This is a genomic window from Mesorhizobium sp. ArgA1 (genome assembly GCF_053714375.1).
The window spans coordinates 172,136-192,540 of record NZ_JBSKBQ010000006.1; the positions used below are offsets into that span (position 1 = coordinate 172,136).

Consider the following 20,405-nt stretch of genomic DNA (forward strand, 5'->3'; position numbering starts at 1 on the left):
TCGCCCGGCGATTGGGCCTGTCACCTGTGCGGGGTGCTTCGACAGCCGGATACACGTACGAGACAGGTTTCCTTTTCCTTGGGATCGATTATCCTCCTGACGTCTGTGACAGCTCACCCGTCATGAGCGGTTCGGATCGGTGAGGGACCCATGAGCAGGAACGTGACTTCGTCCGCCCCGCAGCCCCCGGCCTCCGGTTTTTTTTTGTTTTCCCCAATCCTTTTCATCTGTGCGATCGCGCCGCTCATTCTGGCCGGCTGCCAGAAGCAGGAGGCGGCCGCCAAGAAACTGCCGATCATGGTGCGCACCGAGACGGTGGCGGTGGCCGACTATGCGCCGAGGACCTCGCTGACCGGCGTGATCGCGGCGCGCACGCTGAACAACCTGTCGTTCCGTGTCGGCGGCCGCGTCGCCGAACGTCTCGTCGATGTTGGTCAGCATGTCGACAAGGATGCCGTGCTTGCCCGTATCGATCCGCAGGAGCAGGAATCCGATTTGCGCTCGGCGCAGGCCGACCTCGATGCCGCGCAGGCGCAGCTGACCCAGGCCGCCGCCGCCTTCGAACGGCAAAAGACGCTGCTTGCTCAGGGCTTTACCACAAGGCGCGACTATGATTCGGCCGACCAGGCGCAGAAAGTGGCGCAAGGCAGTGTCGAGCAGGCGCAAAGCGCGCTTTCCAATGCCAGGGAAAACCTCTCCTTCACCGAGCTGAAGGCAGGTGCGGCCGGCGTGATCACCGCCCGCCAGGTCGAGGCCGGGCAGGTGGTGCAGGCGGCGCAGACCGTCTTCACCATCGCCGAGGACGGCGACCGGGACGCGGTGTTCAACGTCCAGGAAACGCTGGTCGCCAAGACAGCGCCATCGCCTTCGGTGACGATTACACTGCTGGCCGACCCGCAGGTAAAGGCGACAGGCAAGGTTCGCGAAGTCTCGCCGGCGGTCGATCCGGCTTCGGGTTCGGTCCGGGTCAAGGTCGGCATTGCCGACACGCCGGCCGGCATGCCCCTCGGAGCCACCGTCATCGGCTCGGTCAACGCCATACCGGCGAAAGCGGTCATCCTGCCCTGGCAGGCGCTGACCTCGATCGAGGGCAAGCCGGCCGTCTGGGTGGTCGATCCCTCGACCAAGGCGGTGGCAACAGCCCTGGTCAATGTGCTGGCTTTCGATTCCGGCGTGGTTGTCGTCGACAAGGGATTGGAGGCCGGGCAGAGCGTCGTCACCGCCGGCGGCCAGCTGCTCAGCCCCGGACAGACGGTCGAGATCTCGGGAGCAGCACAATGAGGCGGTGTATCCTGTCTTTTGTACCTGCCCTGGTTGCACTGGCGACACTCACTGCCTGTTCGAAGTCGGAGGAAAAGCCGCCCGAGATCGTCCGGCCGGTGCTGTCGATGGTGGTCGAGCCGCAGACGACGCGGACCTTCGGCTTTGCCGGCTCAATCGAGCCGCAGGTCCGCGCCGATCTCGCCTTCCGCCTGCTCGGCCGCGTCGTCTCGCGCGACGTCAAGGTCGGCGATATCGTCAGCAAGGGCACGACGATCGCCACGCTCGATCCGACGGCGCTCGAACTTGCGGTACAGGCGGCCAAGGCCGAACTCTCCAATGCAGAGGCGCAATTCGCCAACGCCGCCGCCAGCGAGGACCGCCAGCGCCAATTGCTTGCCGCGGCCAACACCTCGCAGGCCGTGTTCGATGCCGCGCAGCAGGCGAGGCAAGCGGCTGAAGCCGGCGTCGAGCGGGCCAAGGCGGCCCTTGCCAAATCGCAGGAGCAGTTGGGCTATGCCCGGCTGTTCTCGGACTTCGACGGCGTCGTCACCGCGACCGGTGCCGAGGTCGGCCAGACGGTTTCGGCCGGCCAGACGATCGTCACCGTGGCGCGTTCCGACCTGCGCGAAGCGGTGGTCGACATTCCCGACCAGCTGACCGGCGATCTCGCCGTCGGCACGCCGTTCGAGGTCATCCTGCAATCGCTGCCGTCCATCCAGACAAAGGCGACATTGCGCGAGATCGCGCCGCAGGCCGATGCTTCGACCCGCAGCCGTCGCGTCCGGCTGACGCTCACCGATCCGCCGCAGGCCTTCCGGCTCGGCTCGACGGTGACGGCGACACGCGTGGCAAAAGTGGCGGCAACGATTGAGCTGCCGCTGTCGGCGCTGCTGCAGAAGAATGGCGGCGACAAGGTCTGGATCGTCGATGAGAAGACATCGAGTGTCTCGACGCGCGACGTCAAGATCGCGTCGAAGAACGGCGCCAGCTTCATCGTCGCCGAAGGGCTCGAAGCGGGGATGCGCGTCGTCACCGCCGGTGTCCACAGCCTGGTGGAGGGCCAGAAGGTCAAGATCCCGCAAGGAGGAGCGTCATGAAGGGGTTCAACCTCTCCGACTGGGCGCTCAACCACCGCTCGCTGGTGTGGTACTTCATGCTGGTCTTCGTCGTCGCCGGCATCTTCGCCTACCTCAATCTCGGCCGCGAGGAAGATCCGAACTTCACCATCAAGACCATGGTCATCCAGGCCAACTGGCCGGGCGCATCGGTCAACGAGACGGTACGGCAGGTCACCGACCGCATCGAGAAGAAGCTCGAAGAACTCGACAGCCTCGACTTCACCCGCTCGGTCACCACGGCGGGCAAAACCGTCATCTTCGTCAACCTGAAGGACACCACCAAGGCGCGCGATGTCGTTGCGAACTGGACCCAGGTTCGCAACATGGTCGACGACATCTGGGCGCAGTTTCCGCAAGGCGTGCAGGGGCCATTCTTCAACGACCGCTTCGGCGACGTCTTCGGCAATATCTACGCCTTCACCTCGGACGGGCTGAGCCCGCGCCAGTTGCGCGACTATGTCGAGGATGTCAGGACCCAGATCCTGACCGTACCCAATGCCGGCAAGGTCGATCTGGTCGGCGCGCAGGACGAAGCCATCTATCTCGAATTCTCGACCCGCCAGATCGCAGCCCTCGGCCTCAACCAGCAGGCGATCGTGAAGAGCCTGCAGGACCAGAACGCCATCACGCCATCGGGCGTCGTCGAATCCGGGCCTGAGCGCGTCTCCGTGCGCGTCGGCGGCCAGTTCACCTCCGAGGAGAGCCTGCGCAGCATCAATCTGCGCGTCAACGACCGCTTCTTCCGGCTGAGCGATGTGGCGACGATCCGGCGCGGCTATGCCGACCCGCCAACGGCGCTGTTCCGCTTCAACGGCCAGGACGCCATCGGACTCGCCATCGGCATGAAGCCCAATGCCAATCTGCTCGAATTCGGCGCCGCGCTTGAGAAGAAAATGGATCAGGTGCTGGCCGACCTGCCGGTCGGCGTGGGCGTGCATCTGGTCGCCGACCAGCCGGTGATCGTGGAGGAAGCGGTTTCGGGCTTCACCCAGGCGCTGTTTGAGGCTGTCGCCATCGTGCTCGCCGTGTCCTTCATCAGCCTCGGCATGCGCGCCGGCTTCGTCGTGGCGCTGTCGATCCCGCTGGTGCTGGCCATTACCTTCACGGTCATGGCCTATCTCGGCATCTCGCTGCAGCGCATTTCGCTCGGCGCACTGATCATCGCACTCGGGCTGCTGGTCGACGACGCCATGATCGCAGTTGAGATGATGGTGGCGCGGCTGGAGGTCGGCGACAATCTGCGCAAGGCTGCGACCTACGTCTACACCTCCACCGCCTTCCCGATGCTGACCGGTACGCTGGTGACGGTCGCTGGCTTCATCCCGATCGGCCTCAACAACAGCGCCGCCGGCGAATACACGTTTACGCTGTTCGTCGTCATAGCGGTCTCGCTGCTGGTGTCATGGATCGTGGCGGTGCTTTTCGCGCCGCTGCTCGGCGTCACCATCCTGCCGGCGACGATGAAGCAAAAGCACGAGCAACCGGGACGCTTCACCAGTCTGTTCCGGCGTGTGCTGGTTGGCTCCGTGCGGTATCACTGGCTGACCATCATCGTCACGATCTTGTTGTTTGCCGGCTCGATAGCCGGCTTCGGCCTTGTCCAGCAGCAGTTCTTTCCGCCTTCGGACCGGCCGGAATTGATCGTCGACTGGAACCTGCCGCAGAATTCGTCGATCACCGAGACGCGCGACCAGATCGAGCGTTTCGAAGGCCGCGCGCTGGCCGGCAATCCCGACATCGACCATTTCTCGTCCTATATCGGCCAGGGAGCGGTGCGCTTCCTGCTTGCCTTCGACGTGCAGCCGGCCAATCCCTATTTCGGCCAGACCGTCATCGTCACCAAGAGCATCGAGGCGCGCAACCGGCTCAAGCCGCAACTGGAAAAGCTGCTGCGCGAGGAATTCGTCGGCACCGATGCCTTCGTCAAGCCGATCGAACTCGGGCCGCCGGTCGGGCGCCCGGTGCAGTACCGTGTCGGCGGACCGGACATCCAAAAGGTGCGCGACCTGGCGCAGCAATTTGCCGGCCTGATCTCGGTCAATCCGAAGCTGGCGGCGCCGACCTTCGACTGGAACGAGCCGCAGCGCGTGCTGAGGGTCGACGTGCTGCAGGACAAGGCGCGGCAACTCGGCATCACCTCGTCCGACATCGCTAGCGCGCTGAACAGCACGGTCGGCGGCGCAACCATCACCCAGGTGCGCGACGCCACCTATCTGATCAATGTCGTCGCCCGCTCGCGCGAGGCCGAACGCGGCTCGATCGACACGCTGCAGAACATGCAGCTGCCGACCGGCAATGGCGAGGCGATCCCACTCGCGGCGGTCGCCAACTTCCGCTACGACCTCGAACAGCCGACAGTGTGGCGCCGCAACCGCATTCCGACGATTACCGTGCGCGCCGGGCTGGTCGGCGACGTGCTGCCGGCAACCGTCGTCAACGAATTGAAGCCGTCGGTCGACGCCTTCATCGCCAAGCTGCCGCCAGGCTATTCGGTCGCCACCGCAGGCTCGGTCGAGGAAAGCGCCAAAAGCCAGGGACCGATCGCCGCCGTCGTGCCGCTGATGCTGTTCGTCATGGCGACCATCCTGATGATCCAGCTGCAGAGCTTCCAGCGCCTGTTCCTGGTCGTGGCTGTAGCGCCGCTCGGCCTGATAGGCGTGGTCGCGGCCCTGGTGCCGAGCGGCGCACCGCTCGGCTTCGTCGCCATTCTGGGCGTGCTCGCGCTGATCGGCATCCTGATCCGCAACTCGGTCATCCTGATCGTGCAGATCGAGGATCTCGTCGCGGAGGGCAAGGACCGTTGGGCGGCGGTGATCGAAGCAACCGAGCACCGCATGCGGCCGATCGCGCTGACCGCAGCTGCCGCCAGCCTGGCGCTGATCCCGATCGCGCGCGAAGTGTTCTGGGGGCCGATGGCCTACGCCATGATGGGCGGCATCATTGCCGGTACGGCGATCACGCTGCTGTTCCTGCCCGCGCTTTATGTGACCTGGTTCAGGATCAAGGAGCCGAGGGAAGAGATCCCCATTTTTGAGAGTGGCGAAACAGTGGAGAGTCCGACTTAGGACGTTGCCGGGTCATTCGTTGTCGTTGAAGGCTACCGGCCGCGACTCGGCGCGTTGCCAGGGTGACGATTTCGAGCTGCGCCAAGCATGCCAGCCTTCCGGTAAGTCGGCTAATTCCTGGATGCTTTCGTCCCGCTGAACCACCTCTTGCAAGCCCACCAGCATTACGTCGCGTTCATCCCAATCCCGATTGTCGCTGCTGTAGAACAGCCAACTACCGTCATCATTCTCATGCGAAACGTATGCGATCCAATCGTCGCTTGAAAATATGCTTCGATCAGAAACCACCGCCACATTGGGTGGGTCTTCGAACTTCCATTCGTCCATGAGATTCCCCTGAAGCCAACGGTTCAACGTACAGTGAGAGGGAATTCTAATAAACGCAGACGGTTCGCACAAACCGGCCGCTTGTCCGGCATAGGCTTTGCTAGATCAGTCGTTGTCGTTGAAGCCCACGGGGCGAGACTTGGCACGTTGCCATGGCGACGATTTTGAGCTGCGCCAGGCGTGCCAGCCTTCGGGCAAGTCGGCCAATTCGAGGATGCTCTCATCTCGCGTAACCACTGTCTGCAGGCCGACGATCATTATGTCGTCATCATCGACAGGGCCGGGCCCGCTGTTGTGAAATTGCCAGCTGCCGTCTTCATCGTCATGCGACACATAGGCGATCCAATCATCCCGGCGGAAGATGCCCCTGTTTACAAACACGGCGACATTCGGCGGATCTGAAAACTTCCACTCGCGCATAATAATATCGCCTCCCAACAGTCCGAGCGCGAACTCACGCCGTCCGCACAAACCCCTCACTCGCCCTCAGCAAATTGCGCGTGTAATCCTTCTCCACGCGGTGCCCGATCAGCTGGCTCGCCGTGAGCTTCTCCACCGCTTCGCCGTTCTGCATCACCATCAGCCGCTCGCACATATGGGTGATGATGGCGAGGTCGTGGCTGACCATCAGGAAGGTCAGCTTGCGGCGGCGCCGCACCTCTTCCAGAAGGTTCAGCACCTCCGCCTGCACCGAGGCGTCGAGCGCCGAGGTCGGCTCGTCGAGCAGCAGGATCGAGGGTTCGAGGATGAGTGCGCGGGCAATGGCGACGCGCTGGCGCTGGCCGCCTGATAATTGGTGCGCGTAGCGGAAGCGGAAACCGTTGCCGAGACCGACCTCGTCCAATGCACGCTGGATGCGCAGTTCGCCGTCGGGAAAGCCGTGAATGGCGAGCGGTTCCTGCAACAGGCGGTCAACGGTTTGGCGCGGATGCAACGAGCCATACGGGTCCTGGAAGACCATCTGCACTTCGCGATAGAAGGCCTTGTCGCGGCGGGCGCCGAGTGTCTTGCCATTGACGGTGATGGTGCCAGACGCGGCCGGTACAAGGCCAGCGATTGCTTTCAGGAGCGTCGACTTGCCGGAGCCGCTCTCGCCGACCAGGCCGAAGGATTCGCCTGACTTCACCTCAAGGCTGACACGCTTCAGCGCGCGAAAACGGTCGAACACCACCTCCAGCCCGTCGATGGAAATGGCTGGCGTCATGCCGCCCACTCCGGCTTGCGGTCGAGCACCGGCAGTGGGTGGCGTTCGTAGCCGATCCTGGGCATGCAGTTGAGCAGGCCGCGCGTATAGGGATGCTGGGCGTCGCGCAGTTCCGAAGCCTTGAGTTGCTCAACCACCTTGCCGGCATACATGACGACAACCCGGTCGCAGAAGGAGGCAACCAGGCGCAGATCGTGCGAGATGAAAATCAGCCCCATGCCGCGCTCGCCGACCAGCCGGTCGAGGATGCCGAGCACGTCGAGCTGCACGGTGACGTCGAGTGCCGAGGTCGGCTCATCGGCAATCATCAATTCCGGCCCGGCAATCAGCATCATGGCGATCATGGCGCGCTGGCCCATGCCGCCGGAGACTTCGTGTGGATGGAGGTCGAAGACGCGAGCGGGATCGCGGATCTGCACGGCTTCCAGCATAGCAAGCGCGCGGTCGCGGGCTTCGGCCTTCGAGACCTTCTCATGCGTGCGCAGCGTCTCCACGATCTGGCGGCCGATGCTCATCACCGGGTCCAGCGAGTATTTCGGGTCCTGCAGGATCATGGCGATGCGGTTTCCCCGCAACGCCCGGCGCTGGCGGGCCGGCATGGCCAACAGGTCGGCCCCGTCGAAGGCGAGTTTCCTGGCCGAGACACGCGCCTGCGGCGGCGTCAGGCCCATAATGGCGCGGCCGGTCTGCGACTTGCCGGATCCGCTTTCGCCGACAATGCCCAGCCGCTCGCGGCCAAGGGAGAACGAGACGCCGCGCACCGCCTGGACCAGTCCGGTGCGGGTCGGGAAATCGACGCGCAGGTCGTCGACGTCGAGAAGCGGGCCGCTCATTGGTCACCACTCCGGGGATCGAGCGCATCGCGCAGACCGTCTCCGAGCAGGTTGAAACCGAGGCTGACGATGAGGATGGCGAAGCCCGGCGCGCCGGCCACCCACCATTGGTCGAGAACGAAGCGGCGGCCGGACGCAATCATGGTGCCCCATTCGGGCAGAGGCGGCTGCGCGCCGAGGCCGAGGAAACCGAGGCCGGCGGCGGTCAGGATGATGCCGGCCATGTCGAGCGTCACCCGGATGATCAGCGAGGAGATGCAGAGCGGCATGATGTGGCGCAGCACGATGCGGAAGGGTGAGGCGCCCATCAACTGCACTGCCTTGATGTAATCGGAATTGCGTACCGTCAGCGTTTCCGCGCGCGCGATGCGGGCATAAGGCGGCCAGGAGGTGATGGCGATGGCGAGCACCGCGTTCTCGATGCCGGGCCCCAGTGCTGCAACGAAGGCCAGCGCCAGGATCAGCTTGGGGAAGGCGAGGAAGATGTCGGTGATGCGCATCAGGATGGCGTCGGTCCAGCCCCCGGCATAGCCGGCGACGGTCCCGACGAGGAGGCCGATGGGTGCGGCGATGATGGCGACGAGGATGACGACATAGAGCGTCCAGCGCGAACCGTAGAGAATACGGGAATAGATGTCGCGGCCGAGATCGTCTGTGCCGAACCAGTGGGCGCCGCTCGGTGCCGAAAGGCGCGCATTCTTCAGGTCGCCGATGGTTGGCGAATAGGGCGCCAGCACATCTGCAAAGGCCGCCACAACCAGCAGCGCGATGATGATCAACAGGCCGAGGAACGCCAGCCTGTTGGCGGAAAAGCGCCGCCAGGCAACATAGGCGCGGCCGAGCCTTGCCTGCATGCGCGAGGCCGGCCGCTCGCTGAGCAGCCACTCGCGACGGCTCTGGATGGTCTGGACGCTCATCGCACCTTCGTCCTCGGATCGAGCACCTTGTAGAGCAAGTCGGACAGGAGATTGATGCCGATGAACACCGAGCCGATAACTATGGTGCCGCCGAGCACGGCGTTCATGTCGGCGTTCTGCAGCGAATTCGTGATGTAGAGGCCGATGCCCGGCCAGGAGAACACCGTCTCGGTGAGCACCGAGCCTTCGAGCAGCCCGGCATAGGACAGCGCGATCACCGTGACCATCGGCACGGCGGCGTTGCGCAGCGCATGGCCCCAGATGATGCGGGTCTCGGACAGGCCTTTGGCGCGCGCGGCAACGATGTATTCCTGCGACAGCTCGTTCAACATGAAGGAGCGCGTCATGCGGCTGATATAGGCAAGCGAGAAATAGCCGAGCAGTCCTGCCGGCAGGATGATGTGGCGGTAGGCGTCGTAGAAGACGTCCCACTGGCCCTGCATGGCGGCATCGAGAAGATAGAAGCCGGTGATCGGCGTGAAAGTGTATTCGTAGACGACGTCGAGACGCGCCGGGAACGCCACCCATTGCAGCTTGGCGTAGAACAGCACGAGCCCCAGAAGCCCGATCCAGAAGATCGGCACGGAATAGCCGATCAGGCCAATGACACGCACGATCTGGTCAATGAGACTGCCGCGTTTAACCGCGGCCAGCACGCCGAGCGGCACGCCGATGACCGAGCCGATCAGCGTGCCCAAAGTCGCGAGTTCGATGGTTGCCGGAAAGGCGCGACGGATGTCGGTCATGACCGGATTGGTAGTCAGTACCGAAGTGCCGAAATCCCCATTCAGCGCATTCTTCACGTAGATATAGAACTGCTCGATCAACGGCAGGTCGAGGCCCATCTCGCGGCGCGTGCGCTCCACGACATTGGCGGGTGCCCGGTCGCCCAGAACGGCGAGCACCGGATCAATCGGGATGACGCGGCCAATGAAGAAGGTGACCGCGAGAAGACCAAGATAGGTCGTCACCGCAATGACCAGGAAGCGGCCGATCGCTGATGCAAGGGCGACGGCGCGGGCGCTGCCGCGCCCGCTTTCGTTTTCAATCGCGCTCATGCGGCGTGTCCGCGAACGCTATTCCTTGGAAACCGGTCCGACAAAGTTGGTGTCGAAGCTCGGACCGAGTGCAAAGCCCTTGAGGTTCTTGCGCAGGCCCGCGACTTCCAGCTGCTGGTGAATGATGACGAAGGGGCTGGTGTCGAGGATCTTCTTTTCAAGGTCCTGATATATCGCAGCGCGCTTGCCCGCATCCTTTTCCAGCAGGGCTTCTTCCGTCTCCTTCGTCAGGTCTGGAATGTCCCAGGAATTGCGCCAGGCCAGCGTGTGCGACTTGCCGGCATCCGAATTGTCCGGGTTCGAGGCGAAGGTCTGGGCATTGGAATTCGGATCGAAATAGTCCTGGCCCCAATTGCCGATATAGATGTCGTGGTTGCGGGCGCGGTATTTGGTCAACGTCTGCTTGCCGTCGCCGGGGATGATCTCCAGCTTGATGCCGGCCTGGCCCAGCGTCTGCTGGATCGATTCCGCCATGCCGGTGGTAGGCTGGCCGGTGCGCACATCCATGGTGACGCTGAAACCATCCGCCAGGCCGGCCTTGGCCAGCAGGTCCTTGGCCTTGGCGACGTCGAGCTTGAACGGATTTTCGTCCAACTCGCCCAGCACGCCCTTGGGCAGGAAGGTCTGGTGGATCTCGCCGATGCCCTTGAGGATGGTCGAGCCGAGCGCGTCGTAGTCGACCAGATACTTGAACGCCTGACGCACCTCGGGCTTGGCGAGGTTCGGGTTCTTCTGGTTGAGACTGATGTAGTAGACTGTGCCCTTCGGCGCGCTGGTGGTGGTCAGATCGGCGTTTTTGGCGATGGCGTCGAGGTCGTTCGGCTCAAGGTTGCGGGCAACGTCGATGTCGCCGGCTTCGAGCGCCAGGCGTTGGGCCGAGCTTTCCTTCATGTTGCGATAGATGACGCGGGCAAGCTTGGCCTTTTCGCCGTAATAATTGTCGTTGCGCTCCATGACGACGGCTTCGTTGGCGCGCCATTCGCGGAGCTTGTAGGCGCCCGACCCGGCATAGCCGGTCTTCAGCCAGGCATTGCCGAAGTCATTGTCCCATTTGTAGTCGGCGCTCGGCGTAACCGCGGCGACATGTTCCTTGACCAGCTTGGCGTCGACGACCGAAGCAACGGTTGCCGACAGGCAGTTCAGCACGAAGCTTGGCGCATAAGCCTTGTCGACGGTGAACTGGAAGGTGGTGTCGTCGACGGCCTTGGCCTTGTCGGTGACGTTGTCGCCAGTGATGCCGAACTGGCCGATGATGAAGGCCGGGCTCTTGTCCAGCTTGACGGCGCGCTCGAACGAGTAAGCGACGTCAGCCGCGGTGACGGGATTGCCGGAGGCGAATTTCAGACCCGGCTTGAGCTTGAAGGTGTAGATCAGGGCGTCGTCGGAAACGCTCCAGCTTTCGGCGAGGTCGCCCTTGACCTTGGAGGTGTCGCTGAGGTCGAGGCGGACCAGCAGGTCATAGGTGTTGCCGGTGACCTCGGCGGTCGACAGTTCGAACGCCTCGCCCGGATCCATGGTGATGATGTCGTCGATGGCGAAACCTTCGACCAGCGTATCGGCGGGGGTAACCGCAAAGGCAGGCGCGCCGGCCAGAAGCAGCGCCGACATGGCCGCGCTCGCAAACCATAGGCGAGAGCGTAGAACAGACTTTTCCATCATCATGTTGATTGTTCCCTGTTTTGTTGACCTGAGTTCCCGGCTCAGGGTTGTGGCGATCTTTTTCAGGGCCGAACGACGGCCCCTCTACCCACTAGCGTCGTGGCTTTTGTCCAATTGGTCAACACCATATCCGGCGGCCCGCGGGCCGGCAACGAGCATTTGCGGGCCAACATATTGGACCACAGCTGGCTACGGGAGCCGAGGTAAAAACCGGCCAACAAATGCCGCCCATCGGAAAAAATCTGCCGACGTCCTGATTATTTCAGCGCGGCGACCAGGTCCGCGTCGGGAAAGCAGGTGGCGGCGCGGCCGTTCTTTTCCTGCCAGCTGCCGATCGAACGGCGGGTCTTGAAGCCGGGCAGGCCGTCGGCGCTGCCGACGTCGTAGCCCTTGGCCTCCAGCGCCCGTTGCAGCGCGGCGATGTCGGAGCGGTGCAGGCCACCGACCGGACCCCAACTGCCGGCGAAGGTCGCATCGCCATGGGCGATGCGGTCGGCGCCATGGCCGATGAATAGGGCGTAGAGGTCGCTGGTGTTGTACTCTTTCAGCACATAGAAATTGGGCGTCGCGATGAAGGCCGGTCCGCTGCGCCCGGCCGGCATGATCAGAAAACCTTCGGCCTTCAGTTCGCTGGCCGGAAATGCCTTGCCGCCGACACGGCTGATGCCCATCGCCGCCCAGGCTGAGATTTTCTTGCCCTGGTCGGGACCTTCGAGCGAGCAGGAGACGCTCTCCGGCACCGTCACTTCGAAACCCCAGCCACGCCCCTTCACCCAGCCATAGTGGACGAGATAGTTGGCAATCGAGGCCAGCACGTCCGGGGTCGAATTCCAGATGTCGGGGTGGCCATCGCCGTCGAAATCGACGGCATGCTTCAGGAACGACGTCGGCATGAATTGCGGCTGGCCGAGCGCGCCGGCCCAGGACGATTTCATGGCGCCGACCGGCGCCAGTCCACGCTCGACGATTTCGAGCGCGGCCAGGGTTTCGGTGCGGAAGAAGTCCTTCTTGGTCGACATGAACGCCTTGGTGCCGAGCACTTCGAAAGCGTCGTAAGGCATCTTCGCCGCGCCAAAGCCGGTTTCGCGACCCCAGATCGCCAGCAGCACCTCGCCCGGCACGCCGTAGCGTTTCTCGATGGCGGCCAGCGTCTTGGTGTTGGCCGCCTCGCGCGTGCGCCCACCTGATGTGACGGCACGAACCGTCTTTTCGGCGAAATAGGCGCCGGGCGAACCGAACTCGGCCTGATGCTGCTTCTGCGGGGTTTTGGGCTTTTCGCCAGGTTGGACGAGGTCCGGCAATTTGAGGTTCGGCTTCACACCGTCGAAGGCGGCGTCGAAGGTTTTCCTGGAGATGCCTTTGGTCTGGGCTTCCGGCCAGAGATCGGTTTGGAGCCACGCGCGGAACTGGTCGTCGATTTTTGTGGCCGAGGCGGGCGAGAGGAAGGAAAAGCTTAGTGCGGCAAAGAGAAAGAGAAAGCCGAGCACACCAAGGTGGCGTTCCTGCACACCCCCCTCTGTCCTGCCGGACATCTCCCCCGCAAGGGGGGAGATAGGCAAAATTGATGTCGCGCTCTTTCTTGCAACCGTGGAGATTGGAGAAAGCGGCGATGACATCTGATCTCCCCCCTTGCGGGGGAGATGTCCGGCAGGACAGAGGGGGGTGTGACGGAACGCGATCATTTCAGAAGCATCTCCGCCAATCGCGTCAAAACGCCGTCCGAGAGCGCAGAGCCGCTGCAAGCGTACCCTCATCGAGATAGTCCAACTCACCGCCGACCGGCACGCCGTGCGCCAGCCTTGTCACCTTGACCTCAAACCCTGAGAGCTGGTCGGTCAGATAGTGCGCGGTCGTCTGGCCCTCGACCGTGGCGTTGACGGCGAGAATGACCTCCTTGACCTCGCCGCCGGCAACACGGTCGACCAGCGAGCGGATGTTGAGCTGTTCGGGGCCGATGCCGTCGAGCGGCGACAACGTGCCGCCGAGCACGTGGTAGCGCACGTTCATGGCCGCCGCCCGCTCCAGCGCCCAGAGGTCGGAGACGTCCTCGACGACGATCAGCGTCGAGGCATCGCGACGCGGATCGGTGCAGATCATGCAGGGATCTGCCGTATCGACATTGCCGCAGGTCGTGCAGATGCGCACCTTGTCCGCCGCCTCGCCCATGGCGGCGGCGAGCGGTGACAAAAGCTGCTCCCGCTTCTTGATCAGATGCAGTGCAGCGCGCCGCGCCGAACGCGGCCCGAGCCCCGGCACCTTGGCCAGGAGTTGGATCAGGCGTTCGATCTCGGGACCGGCGATTCGCTTGGACATCGCATTGATCTAGGATTTTTCGACGCGCTTTGAAACACGCCACACATGCAAACGGCCCACCATGCTGCCATGGCGGGCCGTGAGACGCTCTTTGTTCTAAAACCTCAGTAGGCTGAAGCCGGCCGGGTCTGGTTGGCAATCATCGCGCCGATGGCGTCGGTGTTCTCAGGTGTCGACTGGAAGCCCATCGACGCTTCCTGCGACGCTGACGGCACCGAGGTGATGTAGCGGACGTTCAGCGTGCCGCCGAAACGCGAGGCATCCGGCTCGGCCATCGGCTCCTGCATCGCCACTACCGTCTGCTTGGCAGCGACGCGGCCGCTCTTGGCCGGCATTGCGGCAGCCGTCACATAGGTCTGGTCGGCGGGAGCGGCGATTGCCCTGGCTGTAAGAGAAGCTGCGGCCTGCTTGGCAGGATCGGGACGGACAATCGTCTTCACCACCGGCTCGGCATAAGCCACCTGCACCGGCGCTTCAGACACAGGCGCACGCGGCGCCGCGGAGGCAACCATGGTCGTGGGTTCATCGGGCAGCGGCTGCCAGTTGCGGCCGCGCTTCTCGTAGAAGGCGTTGCCGCCGGCAACCATGGTGTAATGCATGTTCTTGTAGGGGAACTTCAGGCCGGCGGTGTGGAAGTACATCGTGTTCTTCAGCTTGGCCTTGCGCTCGCCCTTGAGTACGGCTTCGGCGGCTTCCTCGACGTCGGGCATCGCCTTGGAATTCATCGGCCGCGTCATCACACCTGGCGCGAACTGGCCCGGTTCGCCGACGACCTCGCAAATGGTGCTGCCATGGTTGCCGGAGCGCAGCCGGTTCATCACCACTGTGCCGACGGCGATCATGCCGTCGCGGCTCGAGCGGTTGGATTCGAAGAACATCGCCCGTTCCAGGCATTCCTTCTCCTTCGGCGTGTGGCCATAGGCGCGCGTCGAGAGGAAGCTGGGGGTGATGGCGTCAGTCAGGCTGGCGACCGACATGCCGTGGGAAGAAGTGGTCTGGCTGCAACCCGCCAGAAACAGGGGGGAAGAGATGATGCCGAGCAACAGCGGCGTCTTCCATCGCGTCGCGATCAACAAAAGTGCCTCATTTTCCAGATGCCACCCGTCCCGAGATGTGGCAAGAATGAGACTCTTAAAGGCAAAAAGATGGCTAAAGGATTAGCATTCGTGCAGCATGGGTAAAACTTTATAAATGCCCGGATATGTCCGCGTGAGCAAAGCCGGGGAAAGTCTAAACAATAGCCCCTGCAGCCGATTTCCGTTCATAATCAATTAACTGGTGAAGCCGGCTCAGAACGGCAATTTCATTCCGGGCGGGATCGGCAAGCCTGCCGTCAGCGCCTTGGTCTTCTCCTGCATAATCTGCTCGACCTTATTTTTGGCGTCATTGTGCGCGGCCAGAAGCAGGTCCTCGAGGATCTCGACGTCGTCCTCCTTGAATAGCGATGGATCGATCTTCAACGACTTCATCTCGAACTTGCCGGTCAGCGTGACGTTGACCAGGCCGCCGCCGGCCTGCCCGCTTGCTTCAAGCGTGGCGATCTCGTCCTGCATGGCCTGGAACTTGGCCTGCATTTCCTTCGCCTTGCCCATCAGGCCGAGTAGATCTTTCATGGTCGGGTCCTTTTGCGGATTCGTGATGTGGTCAGTTTTCGTCGTCGTCGCCCGGTGACTCGACCGGCACTTCTGCCTTGTCCGTATCGAGTTCCGGCGCATCGGGAATGCGCACGTCGATGATCTTGGCACCGGGAAAACGCGCCAGGATGGCGGCCACCGTCGGATCGCTTTTCGCATCGGAGAAAGCGGTCTCGCGCTTGGTGGATTCCATCTCGGCCAGAGTCTGGCCGCCCTCTTCCTTCGACAGCGACACCAGCCAGTTGCGGCCGGTCCAGGCGCGCAGCTTGGCGGTCAGCTCGTTGAGCAGCATTTTCGGCGCATCGTCGGTCAGGCTGACGTCGATGCGCCCAGGTTCGATGCGCACCAGGCGCACGCAGCGCTTGACCTGTACCTTGAAGGCCATGTCTCGCTGTTGGTCGGCAAGGGCGACGATGTCGGCGAGCGATTTCACCGGCACCGGCGGCGTTTCGACCACCGGCTCGGGTGCTGCAACGAAGCTCGCCGGCAACGGTTCGGGCTCGACCAGCCTCATGGTCTGCGCGCCGCTGCCCCCGGAATTCGGCATACGCGACTGGGCCACGGCACTTGCGCCGCCATTGCCTGGTGTTGCCGGGCCGGGGCTAGCCGGCGCTCCGTTCGGACGCGGCGTGCCGCTCGAAACGGAGGCACCGCTCTCCAGCGATTTCAGCGCCTCGTCCAGCGTCGGCAGGTCGGCGGCATGGGCCAGCCGGATCAGCACCATTTCACCGGCACTGACCGGGCGGTTGGAAGACTGCACCTCTGGGATGCCTTTCAACAGCATCTGCCAGGTCCGCGACAGCACCTTGACCGACAGCGTCCTGGCGAAGTCGGCGCCGCGCCGGCGCTCGTCCTCGGACAGAGAGGCATCGTCGGCGGCTGTCGGCACGAAGCGCAGCCGGGTGACGAGATGGTTGAATTCGGCCAGATCGGTGAGCACCGCGGCCGGATCGGCGCCGGTGTCATACTGGGCGCGGAATTCGGCCAGCGCTGAGGCGACGTCGCCTCTCATCACATGTTCGAACAGGTCGACGATGCGGGCGCGGTCGGCCAGCCCCAGCATGGCGCGCACCGCCTCGGCACTGACGGCGCCGCCGCCATGGGCGATCGCCTGGTCGAGGATGGAGAGCGAATCGCGAGCCGAACCTTCGGCGGCGCGTGCGATCATCGCCAATGCGTCGTCGTCGACCGAAATGCCTTCCTTGCCGGCAATCGAGGAGAGATGCGCAACCAGCGCGCCGGCATCGATGCGCCTCAGGTCGAAGCGCTGGCAGCGCGACAGGACGGTGATCGGCACCTTGCGGATTTCGGTGGTGGCGAAGATGAATTTGACGTGCGGCGGCGGCTCTTCCAGCGTCTTCAACAGGCCGTTGAAGGCCTGCGTGGAGAGCATATGCACTTCGTCGATGATGTAGACCTTGTAGCGCGCCGACACCGGGGCATAGCGCACGCGCTCGATAATGTCCCTGATGTCGTCGATGCCTGTGTGCGATGCCGCGTCCATCTCGATGACGTCGACATGGCGGCCTTCCATGATCGCCTGGCAATGCTCGCCCAAAACGGCAAGGTCGACCGATGGCTGGTCGACCGTCGGCGTCTTGTAGTTGAGCGCCCGCGCCAGGATGCGCGCCGTCGTCGTCTTGCCGACGCCGCGCACGCCGGTCAGCATCCAGGCCTGGGCGATGCGGCCGGTGGAGAAAGCGTTGGTGAGGGTGCGGACCATCGGCTCCTGGCCGATCAGTTCGGAGAAATTCGACGGGCGGTACTTGCGCGCCAGCACACGATAAGCGGCGGCCTTTGCTATCTCCAGGCTTTTTGGTCCCGAATTTCCGGCTTCGCTCATTCGCCCGTAAAGCTCCAAAGGCCGCGTCCGAGGCTGGCCGATTCCTGCTAGAGCGTTTCACCGTTCCTGGAAACGGCGAACCGCTCTATCTCTTTGCTTTAACGCAATTCCGAACGGGAAACCGCTCACACTTTCCCTGGAATTGCTCTGATAGTCTCGCCCGCGCTGCAATGCGTCGTCAATGTCGCGAGAGTGGCCGATGAGGTGGGAGGCTGGAACAATGACCCGTTCCGGGCTCGTTAGGGCTGCTTCCTTCCGGACCTGACCCGGTTGGCGAGTGGATCGTCCACCACCAACCTCCCGGGTTCCATATCGGCAATTCAGCGATGAAATGCAAGGGTGCATTGAGAATCGGGCACCCTCGAGCTCCGCCGCTCAATGAATCGCTTGCAGCCCCCGTGCAGCCGCTCTAGCGTTCTGAGTTTGGGAAATAATGCGAGAAACGCAAGGAAACGCCAATGCTGCCGGGCCTCAAGGCCGGATTCACGCTCGACTCCAGGCTGGAGGCGGACAGCGAGCAGCTGATGTGGCTCGGCCTGTGCGAATTGCGCGTGATGAACGACCGCCGCTGGCCATGGCTTGTCCTGGTGCCTCAGCGCCCCGGCATCGAGGAAATCCACGACCTGACACCGCTCGACCAGGCGATGCTGACCTTCGAGACCAATATGGTGGCGCAGGCACTTAAAAGAACCACCGGCTGCGCCAAGATCAATACCGGCGCGCTCGGCAACATCGTGCGGCAATTGCATGTCCATGTCATCGCCCGCTCGGAAGGCGATCCGGGCTGGCCCGGCCCGGTCTGGGGCCACGGCTTGCGCGAACCCTATCAACGCCCCGACATCCGCCGGTTTGCGCAACAGATAAAGGCGGCGCTATAAACCGCGAGTGTCCATCCCTGGAGCCGGATGATTTCAGGTCCGTTCGACCTGAAATCTGAATCCGCCTCCAAATCAAAGAAAGAGAGCATGATGTCGTCCGAAAACCGCTACACACTTTTCGGCATCATGCTCTAGACGTTTTGAGCTTCCATGACCTTTCGCCTGTTTGACGCGCCCTTGCGCGAGCCGAGCCACTTCGTCGGTTTCGCCGGCAACACGATCGATCGGCAATCCGAAAACCGCGCCGACGATTCCGTCGAAAAGGCGCTCGCCGATCCTGCCGCCAGGCTATTGCTGATGCATGCTGGCCGTCTGCACCTGAAGTTAAATGACGGCAGCTTCGACCCATGGTTCGATCTGGCCGAAAGCCAGTCGCTGCAACCATCACTCGCACAAGGCGTGCTGCTCGGCTTTTCCGGGAGCGGCCCGGTGTTGGCTGTGCCGGTCGGCATCGAGCCAGAGCAGTTGCCGGAGACCATCAAGGCCATTGACTATCGCTCGGTCTATATGCAGGGGCTGATCGATGAGGCGGCGGCGGGCGCGCTGGCGCAAGGGGCGGCGCTGCTCGCCTGGCATGCCAGCCATCGTTTCTGCAGCAAATGCGGTACCGAGTCCGAAATGCGTGCCGGCGGTTACAAGCGGCACTGTCCGAACTGCGGCACCGAGCATTTTCCGCGCACCGATCCGGTGGCGATCATGCTGACGGTGACAGGCGAAAAATGCCTGCTTGGCCGCGGCCGGCATTTCGGCCCCGGCATGTACTCGGCGCTCGCCGGCTTCATCGAGCCGGGCGAGACAATCGAGGCTGCGGTGCGCCGCGAGACCCTGGAGGAAGCCGGCATAAGGCTCGGCCGCGTCGTCTACCATGCCAGCCAGCCTTGGCCGTTCCCCTATTCGCTGATGATCGGCTGTTTCGGCGAACCGCTCAACGAGGACATCCAGGCCGACCTCAACGAGCTGGAAGATTGCCGCTGGTTTTTCCGTGACGAGGTGCGCTCTATGCTGGAGAGGACGCACAAGGACAATCTGGTCACGCCGCCGAAAGGCGCGATCGCGCATCATCTGATCCGCGCTTGGGTCGACAGCGAGTAAGTAGGGATAACGGGAGCAAAAAATGATCCGTCACACCGTGGTTTTCACGCTGAAGCACCCGCAGTACTCGCTGGAGGAAAAGAGATTCCTCTCCGACGCCAAGCGGATCCTCAGCGCCATCAAGGGCGTCACGCATTTCGAGCCGCTGCGGCAAGTCAGCCCCAAGAACGACTACCATTTCGGCTTCTCGATGGAGTTCGCCGATCAGGCCGCCTACAACAGGTACAATGAGCATCCCGACCACGTCGCCTTCGTGCGCGACCGCTGGATCCCGGAAGTCGAAACCTTCATGGAAATCGACTACGTGCCGCTGACCCTTCTTGTTTAGTCGGCGACCTTCCACTGCTCGCGCGACTCACTGGCCGGATAGACGCCCAGGATGCGCACTTCGCGCGAGAAGAAGCGCAGTTCGTCCAGCGCCAGCTTGACCAGCGGATCGTCGGGATGGCCCTCGATATCGGCGTAGAACAGCGTCGCCGTGAAGGCGCCGAGCTGGTAGCTCTCCAGCTTGGTCATGTTGATGCCGTTGGTGGCGAAACCGCCCATGGCCTTGTAGAGCGCGGCCGGCACGTTGCGGACGCGAAAGATGAAGGTCGTCATCATCTTGGTGTCGGCCGAGGGCCGTTCGGCCAATCGCTTGTCCTTGGTCAGGACGACGAAGCGGGTGACGTTCGAGTCCGTGTCCTCGACATTTCTCTCGATGATGTCGAGCCCATAGAGTTCGGCGGCGAGCGCCGGCGCAAGCGAAGCCATGGTGCGGTCCTTGAGCTCCGAAACCAGCTTGGCGGAGCCCGCCGTGTCGCCGGCGACGACCGGCTTCCAGCCATTCTTGCGGATGTATTTGCGGCATTGGCCCAGCGCGTGGATGTGGCTGTGCACGGTCTTGATCTCTTCGCGCTTGACGCCCGGCAGCACCATCAGCTGGAAATGGATGGGCAGGAAATATTCGCCGACGATGTGCAGCTTCGATTCCGGCAACAGATGATGGATGTCGGCGACACGGCCGGCGATGGTGTTCTCGATCGGGATCATGGCGAGGTCGGCCTTGTTGGTCTCGACCGCGTTGAAGGCGTCCTCGAAGGTCGGGCACGGCAAAGGTTCCATCGAAGGGAACATGTTGCGGCTGGCGGTGTCGGAATTGGCGCCGGGCTCGCCCTGGAAGGATATTCTGTTGGTCTTTTCAGGCATCCGATATCTCAGG

At 63.1% G+C, this 20,405-nt stretch carries 19 protein-coding genes and 1 other RNA gene; 6 read left to right on the forward strand and 14 right to left on the reverse strand.

All coding sequences use genetic code 11. The features are described 5' to 3' along the window. The first annotated feature begins 150 nt into the window (after positions 1–150). The 3 genes from ACWGTI_RS16590 to ACWGTI_RS16600 are packed head-to-tail and all read left to right on the forward strand — an operon-like array spanning position 151 to position 5,446. Positions 151–1,281, forward strand: coding sequence for an efflux RND transporter periplasmic adaptor subunit (locus ACWGTI_RS16590; protein ID WP_454588103.1), 1,131 nt, complete (start codon positions 151–153; stop codon positions 1,279–1,281). Then, positions 1,278–2,360 carry an efflux RND transporter periplasmic adaptor subunit gene (locus ACWGTI_RS16595; RefSeq protein WP_454588104.1) on the forward strand — a complete coding sequence of 361 codons (1,083 nt, stop codon included), beginning with the start codon at positions 1,278–1,280 and terminating at the stop codon, positions 2,358–2,360. The genes ACWGTI_RS16590 and ACWGTI_RS16595 overlap by 4 nt, the downstream gene beginning before the upstream one ends. Continuing rightward, positions 2,357–5,446, forward strand: coding sequence for an efflux RND transporter permease subunit (locus ACWGTI_RS16600; protein WP_454588105.1), 3,090 nt, complete (start codon positions 2,357–2,359; stop codon positions 5,444–5,446). The genes ACWGTI_RS16595 and ACWGTI_RS16600 overlap by 4 nt, the downstream gene beginning before the upstream one ends. A 12-nt stretch (positions 5,447–5,458) precedes the next feature. Here the strand turns inward: ACWGTI_RS16600 and ACWGTI_RS16605 are convergent, their stop codons facing one another. The 13 genes from ACWGTI_RS16605 to ffs form a co-directional block, all read right to left on the reverse strand. Beyond that, positions 5,459–5,773 carry a hypothetical protein gene (locus tag ACWGTI_RS16605; protein ID WP_454588106.1) on the reverse strand — a complete coding sequence of 105 codons (315 nt, stop codon included), beginning with the start codon at positions 5,771–5,773 and terminating at the stop codon, positions 5,459–5,461. A gap of 105 nt (positions 5,774–5,878) precedes the next feature. Beyond that, positions 5,879–6,193, reverse strand: coding sequence for a hypothetical protein (locus ACWGTI_RS16610; protein WP_454588107.1), 315 nt, complete (start codon positions 6,191–6,193; stop codon positions 5,879–5,881). Positions 6,194–6,227: 34 nt separating this feature from the next. Next, positions 6,228–6,977, reverse strand: a complete 750-nt coding sequence (locus ACWGTI_RS16615; RefSeq protein ID WP_454588108.1) for an ABC transporter ATP-binding protein — start codon at positions 6,975–6,977, stop codon at positions 6,228–6,230. Beyond that, positions 6,974–7,810, reverse strand: a complete 837-nt coding sequence (locus ACWGTI_RS16620) for an ABC transporter ATP-binding protein (protein WP_454588109.1) — start codon at positions 7,808–7,810, stop codon at positions 6,974–6,976. The genes ACWGTI_RS16615 and ACWGTI_RS16620 overlap by 4 nt, the downstream gene beginning before the upstream one ends. Continuing rightward, a complete protein-coding gene (gene nikC, locus ACWGTI_RS16625; RefSeq protein ID WP_454588110.1) occupies positions 7,807–8,727 on the reverse strand; it encodes a nickel transporter permease in 921 nt (306 codons plus the stop codon). The genes ACWGTI_RS16620 and nikC overlap by 4 nt, the downstream gene beginning before the upstream one ends. Then, a complete protein-coding gene (locus ACWGTI_RS16630) occupies positions 8,724–9,785 on the reverse strand; it encodes an ABC transporter permease (RefSeq protein WP_454588111.1) in 1,062 nt (353 codons plus the stop codon). The genes nikC and ACWGTI_RS16630 overlap by 4 nt, the downstream gene beginning before the upstream one ends. A gap of 18 nt (positions 9,786–9,803) precedes the next feature. Further along, on the reverse strand, positions 9,804–11,447 hold the full coding sequence (locus ACWGTI_RS16635) for an ABC transporter substrate-binding protein (RefSeq protein WP_454588112.1): 1,644 nt from the start codon (positions 11,445–11,447) through the stop codon (positions 9,804–9,806). 254 nt (positions 11,448–11,701) lie between these two features. Then, a complete protein-coding gene (locus ACWGTI_RS16640) occupies positions 11,702–12,976 on the reverse strand; it encodes a lytic murein transglycosylase (RefSeq protein WP_454588113.1) in 1,275 nt (424 codons plus the stop codon). 175 nt (positions 12,977–13,151) lie between these two features. Beyond that, on the reverse strand, positions 13,152–13,757 hold the full coding sequence (recR, locus tag ACWGTI_RS16645; protein ID WP_454588114.1) for a recombination mediator RecR: 606 nt from the start codon (positions 13,755–13,757) through the stop codon (positions 13,152–13,154). A gap of 104 nt (positions 13,758–13,861) precedes the next feature. Further along, positions 13,862–14,830, reverse strand: coding sequence for a cell wall hydrolase (locus ACWGTI_RS16650; protein ID WP_454588115.1), 969 nt, complete (start codon positions 14,828–14,830; stop codon positions 13,862–13,864). A gap of 216 nt (positions 14,831–15,046) precedes the next feature. Continuing rightward, on the reverse strand, positions 15,047–15,370 hold the full coding sequence (locus tag ACWGTI_RS16655; RefSeq protein WP_454588116.1) for a YbaB/EbfC family nucleoid-associated protein: 324 nt from the start codon (positions 15,368–15,370) through the stop codon (positions 15,047–15,049). A 31-nt stretch (positions 15,371–15,401) separates the two neighbouring features. Beyond that, complete coding sequence (locus ACWGTI_RS16660; protein WP_454588117.1) at positions 15,402–17,234, reverse strand: DNA polymerase III subunit gamma/tau; 1,833 nt, start codon at positions 17,232–17,234, stop codon at positions 15,402–15,404. Positions 17,235–17,438: 204 nt separating this feature from the next. Then, an RNA gene (gene ffs / locus ACWGTI_RS16665) (signal recognition particle sRNA small type) lies at positions 17,439–17,535 on the reverse strand. A 157-nt stretch (positions 17,536–17,692) separates the two neighbouring features. On the opposite strand from ffs, the gene ACWGTI_RS16670 reads away from it, so the two are divergent. The 3 genes from ACWGTI_RS16670 (at position 17,693) to ACWGTI_RS16680 (ending at position 19,532) form a co-directional block, all read left to right on the forward strand. Continuing rightward, positions 17,693–18,112 (forward strand): HIT domain-containing protein, encoded by a 420-nt coding sequence (locus tag ACWGTI_RS16670; RefSeq protein ID WP_454576629.1) that lies wholly within the window; start codon positions 17,693–17,695, stop codon positions 18,110–18,112. Positions 18,113–18,262: 150 nt separating this feature from the next. After that, positions 18,263–19,204 (forward strand): NAD(+) diphosphatase, encoded by a 942-nt coding sequence (gene nudC / locus ACWGTI_RS16675; RefSeq protein WP_454588118.1) that lies wholly within the window; start codon positions 18,263–18,265, stop codon positions 19,202–19,204. Between the two features lie 22 nt (positions 19,205–19,226). Further along, positions 19,227–19,532 carry a Dabb family protein gene (locus tag ACWGTI_RS16680; protein ID WP_454588119.1) on the forward strand — a complete coding sequence of 102 codons (306 nt, stop codon included), beginning with the start codon at positions 19,227–19,229 and terminating at the stop codon, positions 19,530–19,532. Here ACWGTI_RS16680 and ACWGTI_RS16685 read toward each other — a convergent pair. After that, entirely contained in the window at positions 19,529–20,392 is an 864-nt protein-coding gene (locus tag ACWGTI_RS16685) for a prephenate dehydratase (protein ID WP_454588120.1), read from the reverse strand. The two genes, ACWGTI_RS16680 and ACWGTI_RS16685, sit on opposite strands and share 4 nt — an antisense overlap. Between the last annotated feature and the right edge of the window lie 13 nt (positions 20,393–20,405).

What these genes read in the sequence shown, in the direction of transcription:
- ACWGTI_RS16590 (WP_454588103.1), top strand. Translation starts at nt 151, where the DNA reads ATGAGCAGGAACGTGACTTCGTCCGCCCCGCAGCCCCCGGCCTCCGGT.
- ACWGTI_RS16595 (WP_454588104.1), top strand. Translation starts at nt 1,278, where the DNA reads ATGAGGCGGTGTATCCTGTCTTTTGTACCTGCCCTGGTTGCACTGGCG.
- ACWGTI_RS16600 (WP_454588105.1), top strand. Translation starts at nt 2,357, where the DNA reads ATGAAGGGGTTCAACCTCTCCGACTGGGCGCTCAACCACCGCTCGCTG.
- ACWGTI_RS16605 (WP_454588106.1), bottom strand. Translation starts at nt 5,773, where the DNA reads ATGGACGAATGGAAGTTCGAAGACCCACCCAATGTGGCGGTGGTTTCT.
- ACWGTI_RS16610 (WP_454588107.1), bottom strand. Translation starts at nt 6,193, where the DNA reads ATGCGCGAGTGGAAGTTTTCAGATCCGCCGAATGTCGCCGTGTTTGTA.
- ACWGTI_RS16615 (WP_454588108.1), bottom strand. Translation starts at nt 6,977, where the DNA reads ATGACGCCAGCCATTTCCATCGACGGGCTGGAGGTGGTGTTCGACCGT.
- ACWGTI_RS16620 (WP_454588109.1), bottom strand. Translation starts at nt 7,810, where the DNA reads ATGAGCGGCCCGCTTCTCGACGTCGACGACCTGCGCGTCGATTTCCCG.
- nikC (WP_454588110.1), bottom strand. Translation starts at nt 8,727, where the DNA reads ATGAGCGTCCAGACCATCCAGAGCCGTCGCGAGTGGCTGCTCAGCGAG.
- ACWGTI_RS16630 (WP_454588111.1), bottom strand. Translation starts at nt 9,785, where the DNA reads ATGAGCGCGATTGAAAACGAAAGCGGGCGCGGCAGCGCCCGCGCCGTC.
- ACWGTI_RS16635 (WP_454588112.1), bottom strand. Translation starts at nt 11,447, where the DNA reads ATGATGATGGAAAAGTCTGTTCTACGCTCTCGCCTATGGTTTGCGAGC.
- ACWGTI_RS16640 (WP_454588113.1), bottom strand. Translation starts at nt 12,976, where the DNA reads ATGTCCGGCAGGACAGAGGGGGGTGTGCAGGAACGCCACCTTGGTGTG.
- recR (WP_454588114.1), bottom strand. Translation starts at nt 13,757, where the DNA reads ATGTCCAAGCGAATCGCCGGTCCCGAGATCGAACGCCTGATCCAACTC.
- ACWGTI_RS16655 (WP_454588116.1), bottom strand. Translation starts at nt 15,370, where the DNA reads ATGAAAGATCTACTCGGCCTGATGGGCAAGGCGAAGGAAATGCAGGCC.
- ACWGTI_RS16660 (WP_454588117.1), bottom strand. Translation starts at nt 17,234, where the DNA reads ATGAGCGAAGCCGGAAATTCGGGACCAAAAAGCCTGGAGATAGCAAAG.
- ACWGTI_RS16670 (WP_454576629.1), top strand. Translation starts at nt 17,693, where the DNA reads ATGCTGCCGGGCCTCAAGGCCGGATTCACGCTCGACTCCAGGCTGGAG.
- nudC (WP_454588118.1), top strand. Translation starts at nt 18,263, where the DNA reads ATGACCTTTCGCCTGTTTGACGCGCCCTTGCGCGAGCCGAGCCACTTC.
- ACWGTI_RS16680 (WP_454588119.1), top strand. Translation starts at nt 19,227, where the DNA reads ATGATCCGTCACACCGTGGTTTTCACGCTGAAGCACCCGCAGTACTCG.
- ACWGTI_RS16685 (WP_454588120.1), bottom strand. Translation starts at nt 20,392, where the DNA reads ATGCCTGAAAAGACCAACAGAATATCCTTCCAGGGCGAGCCCGGCGCC.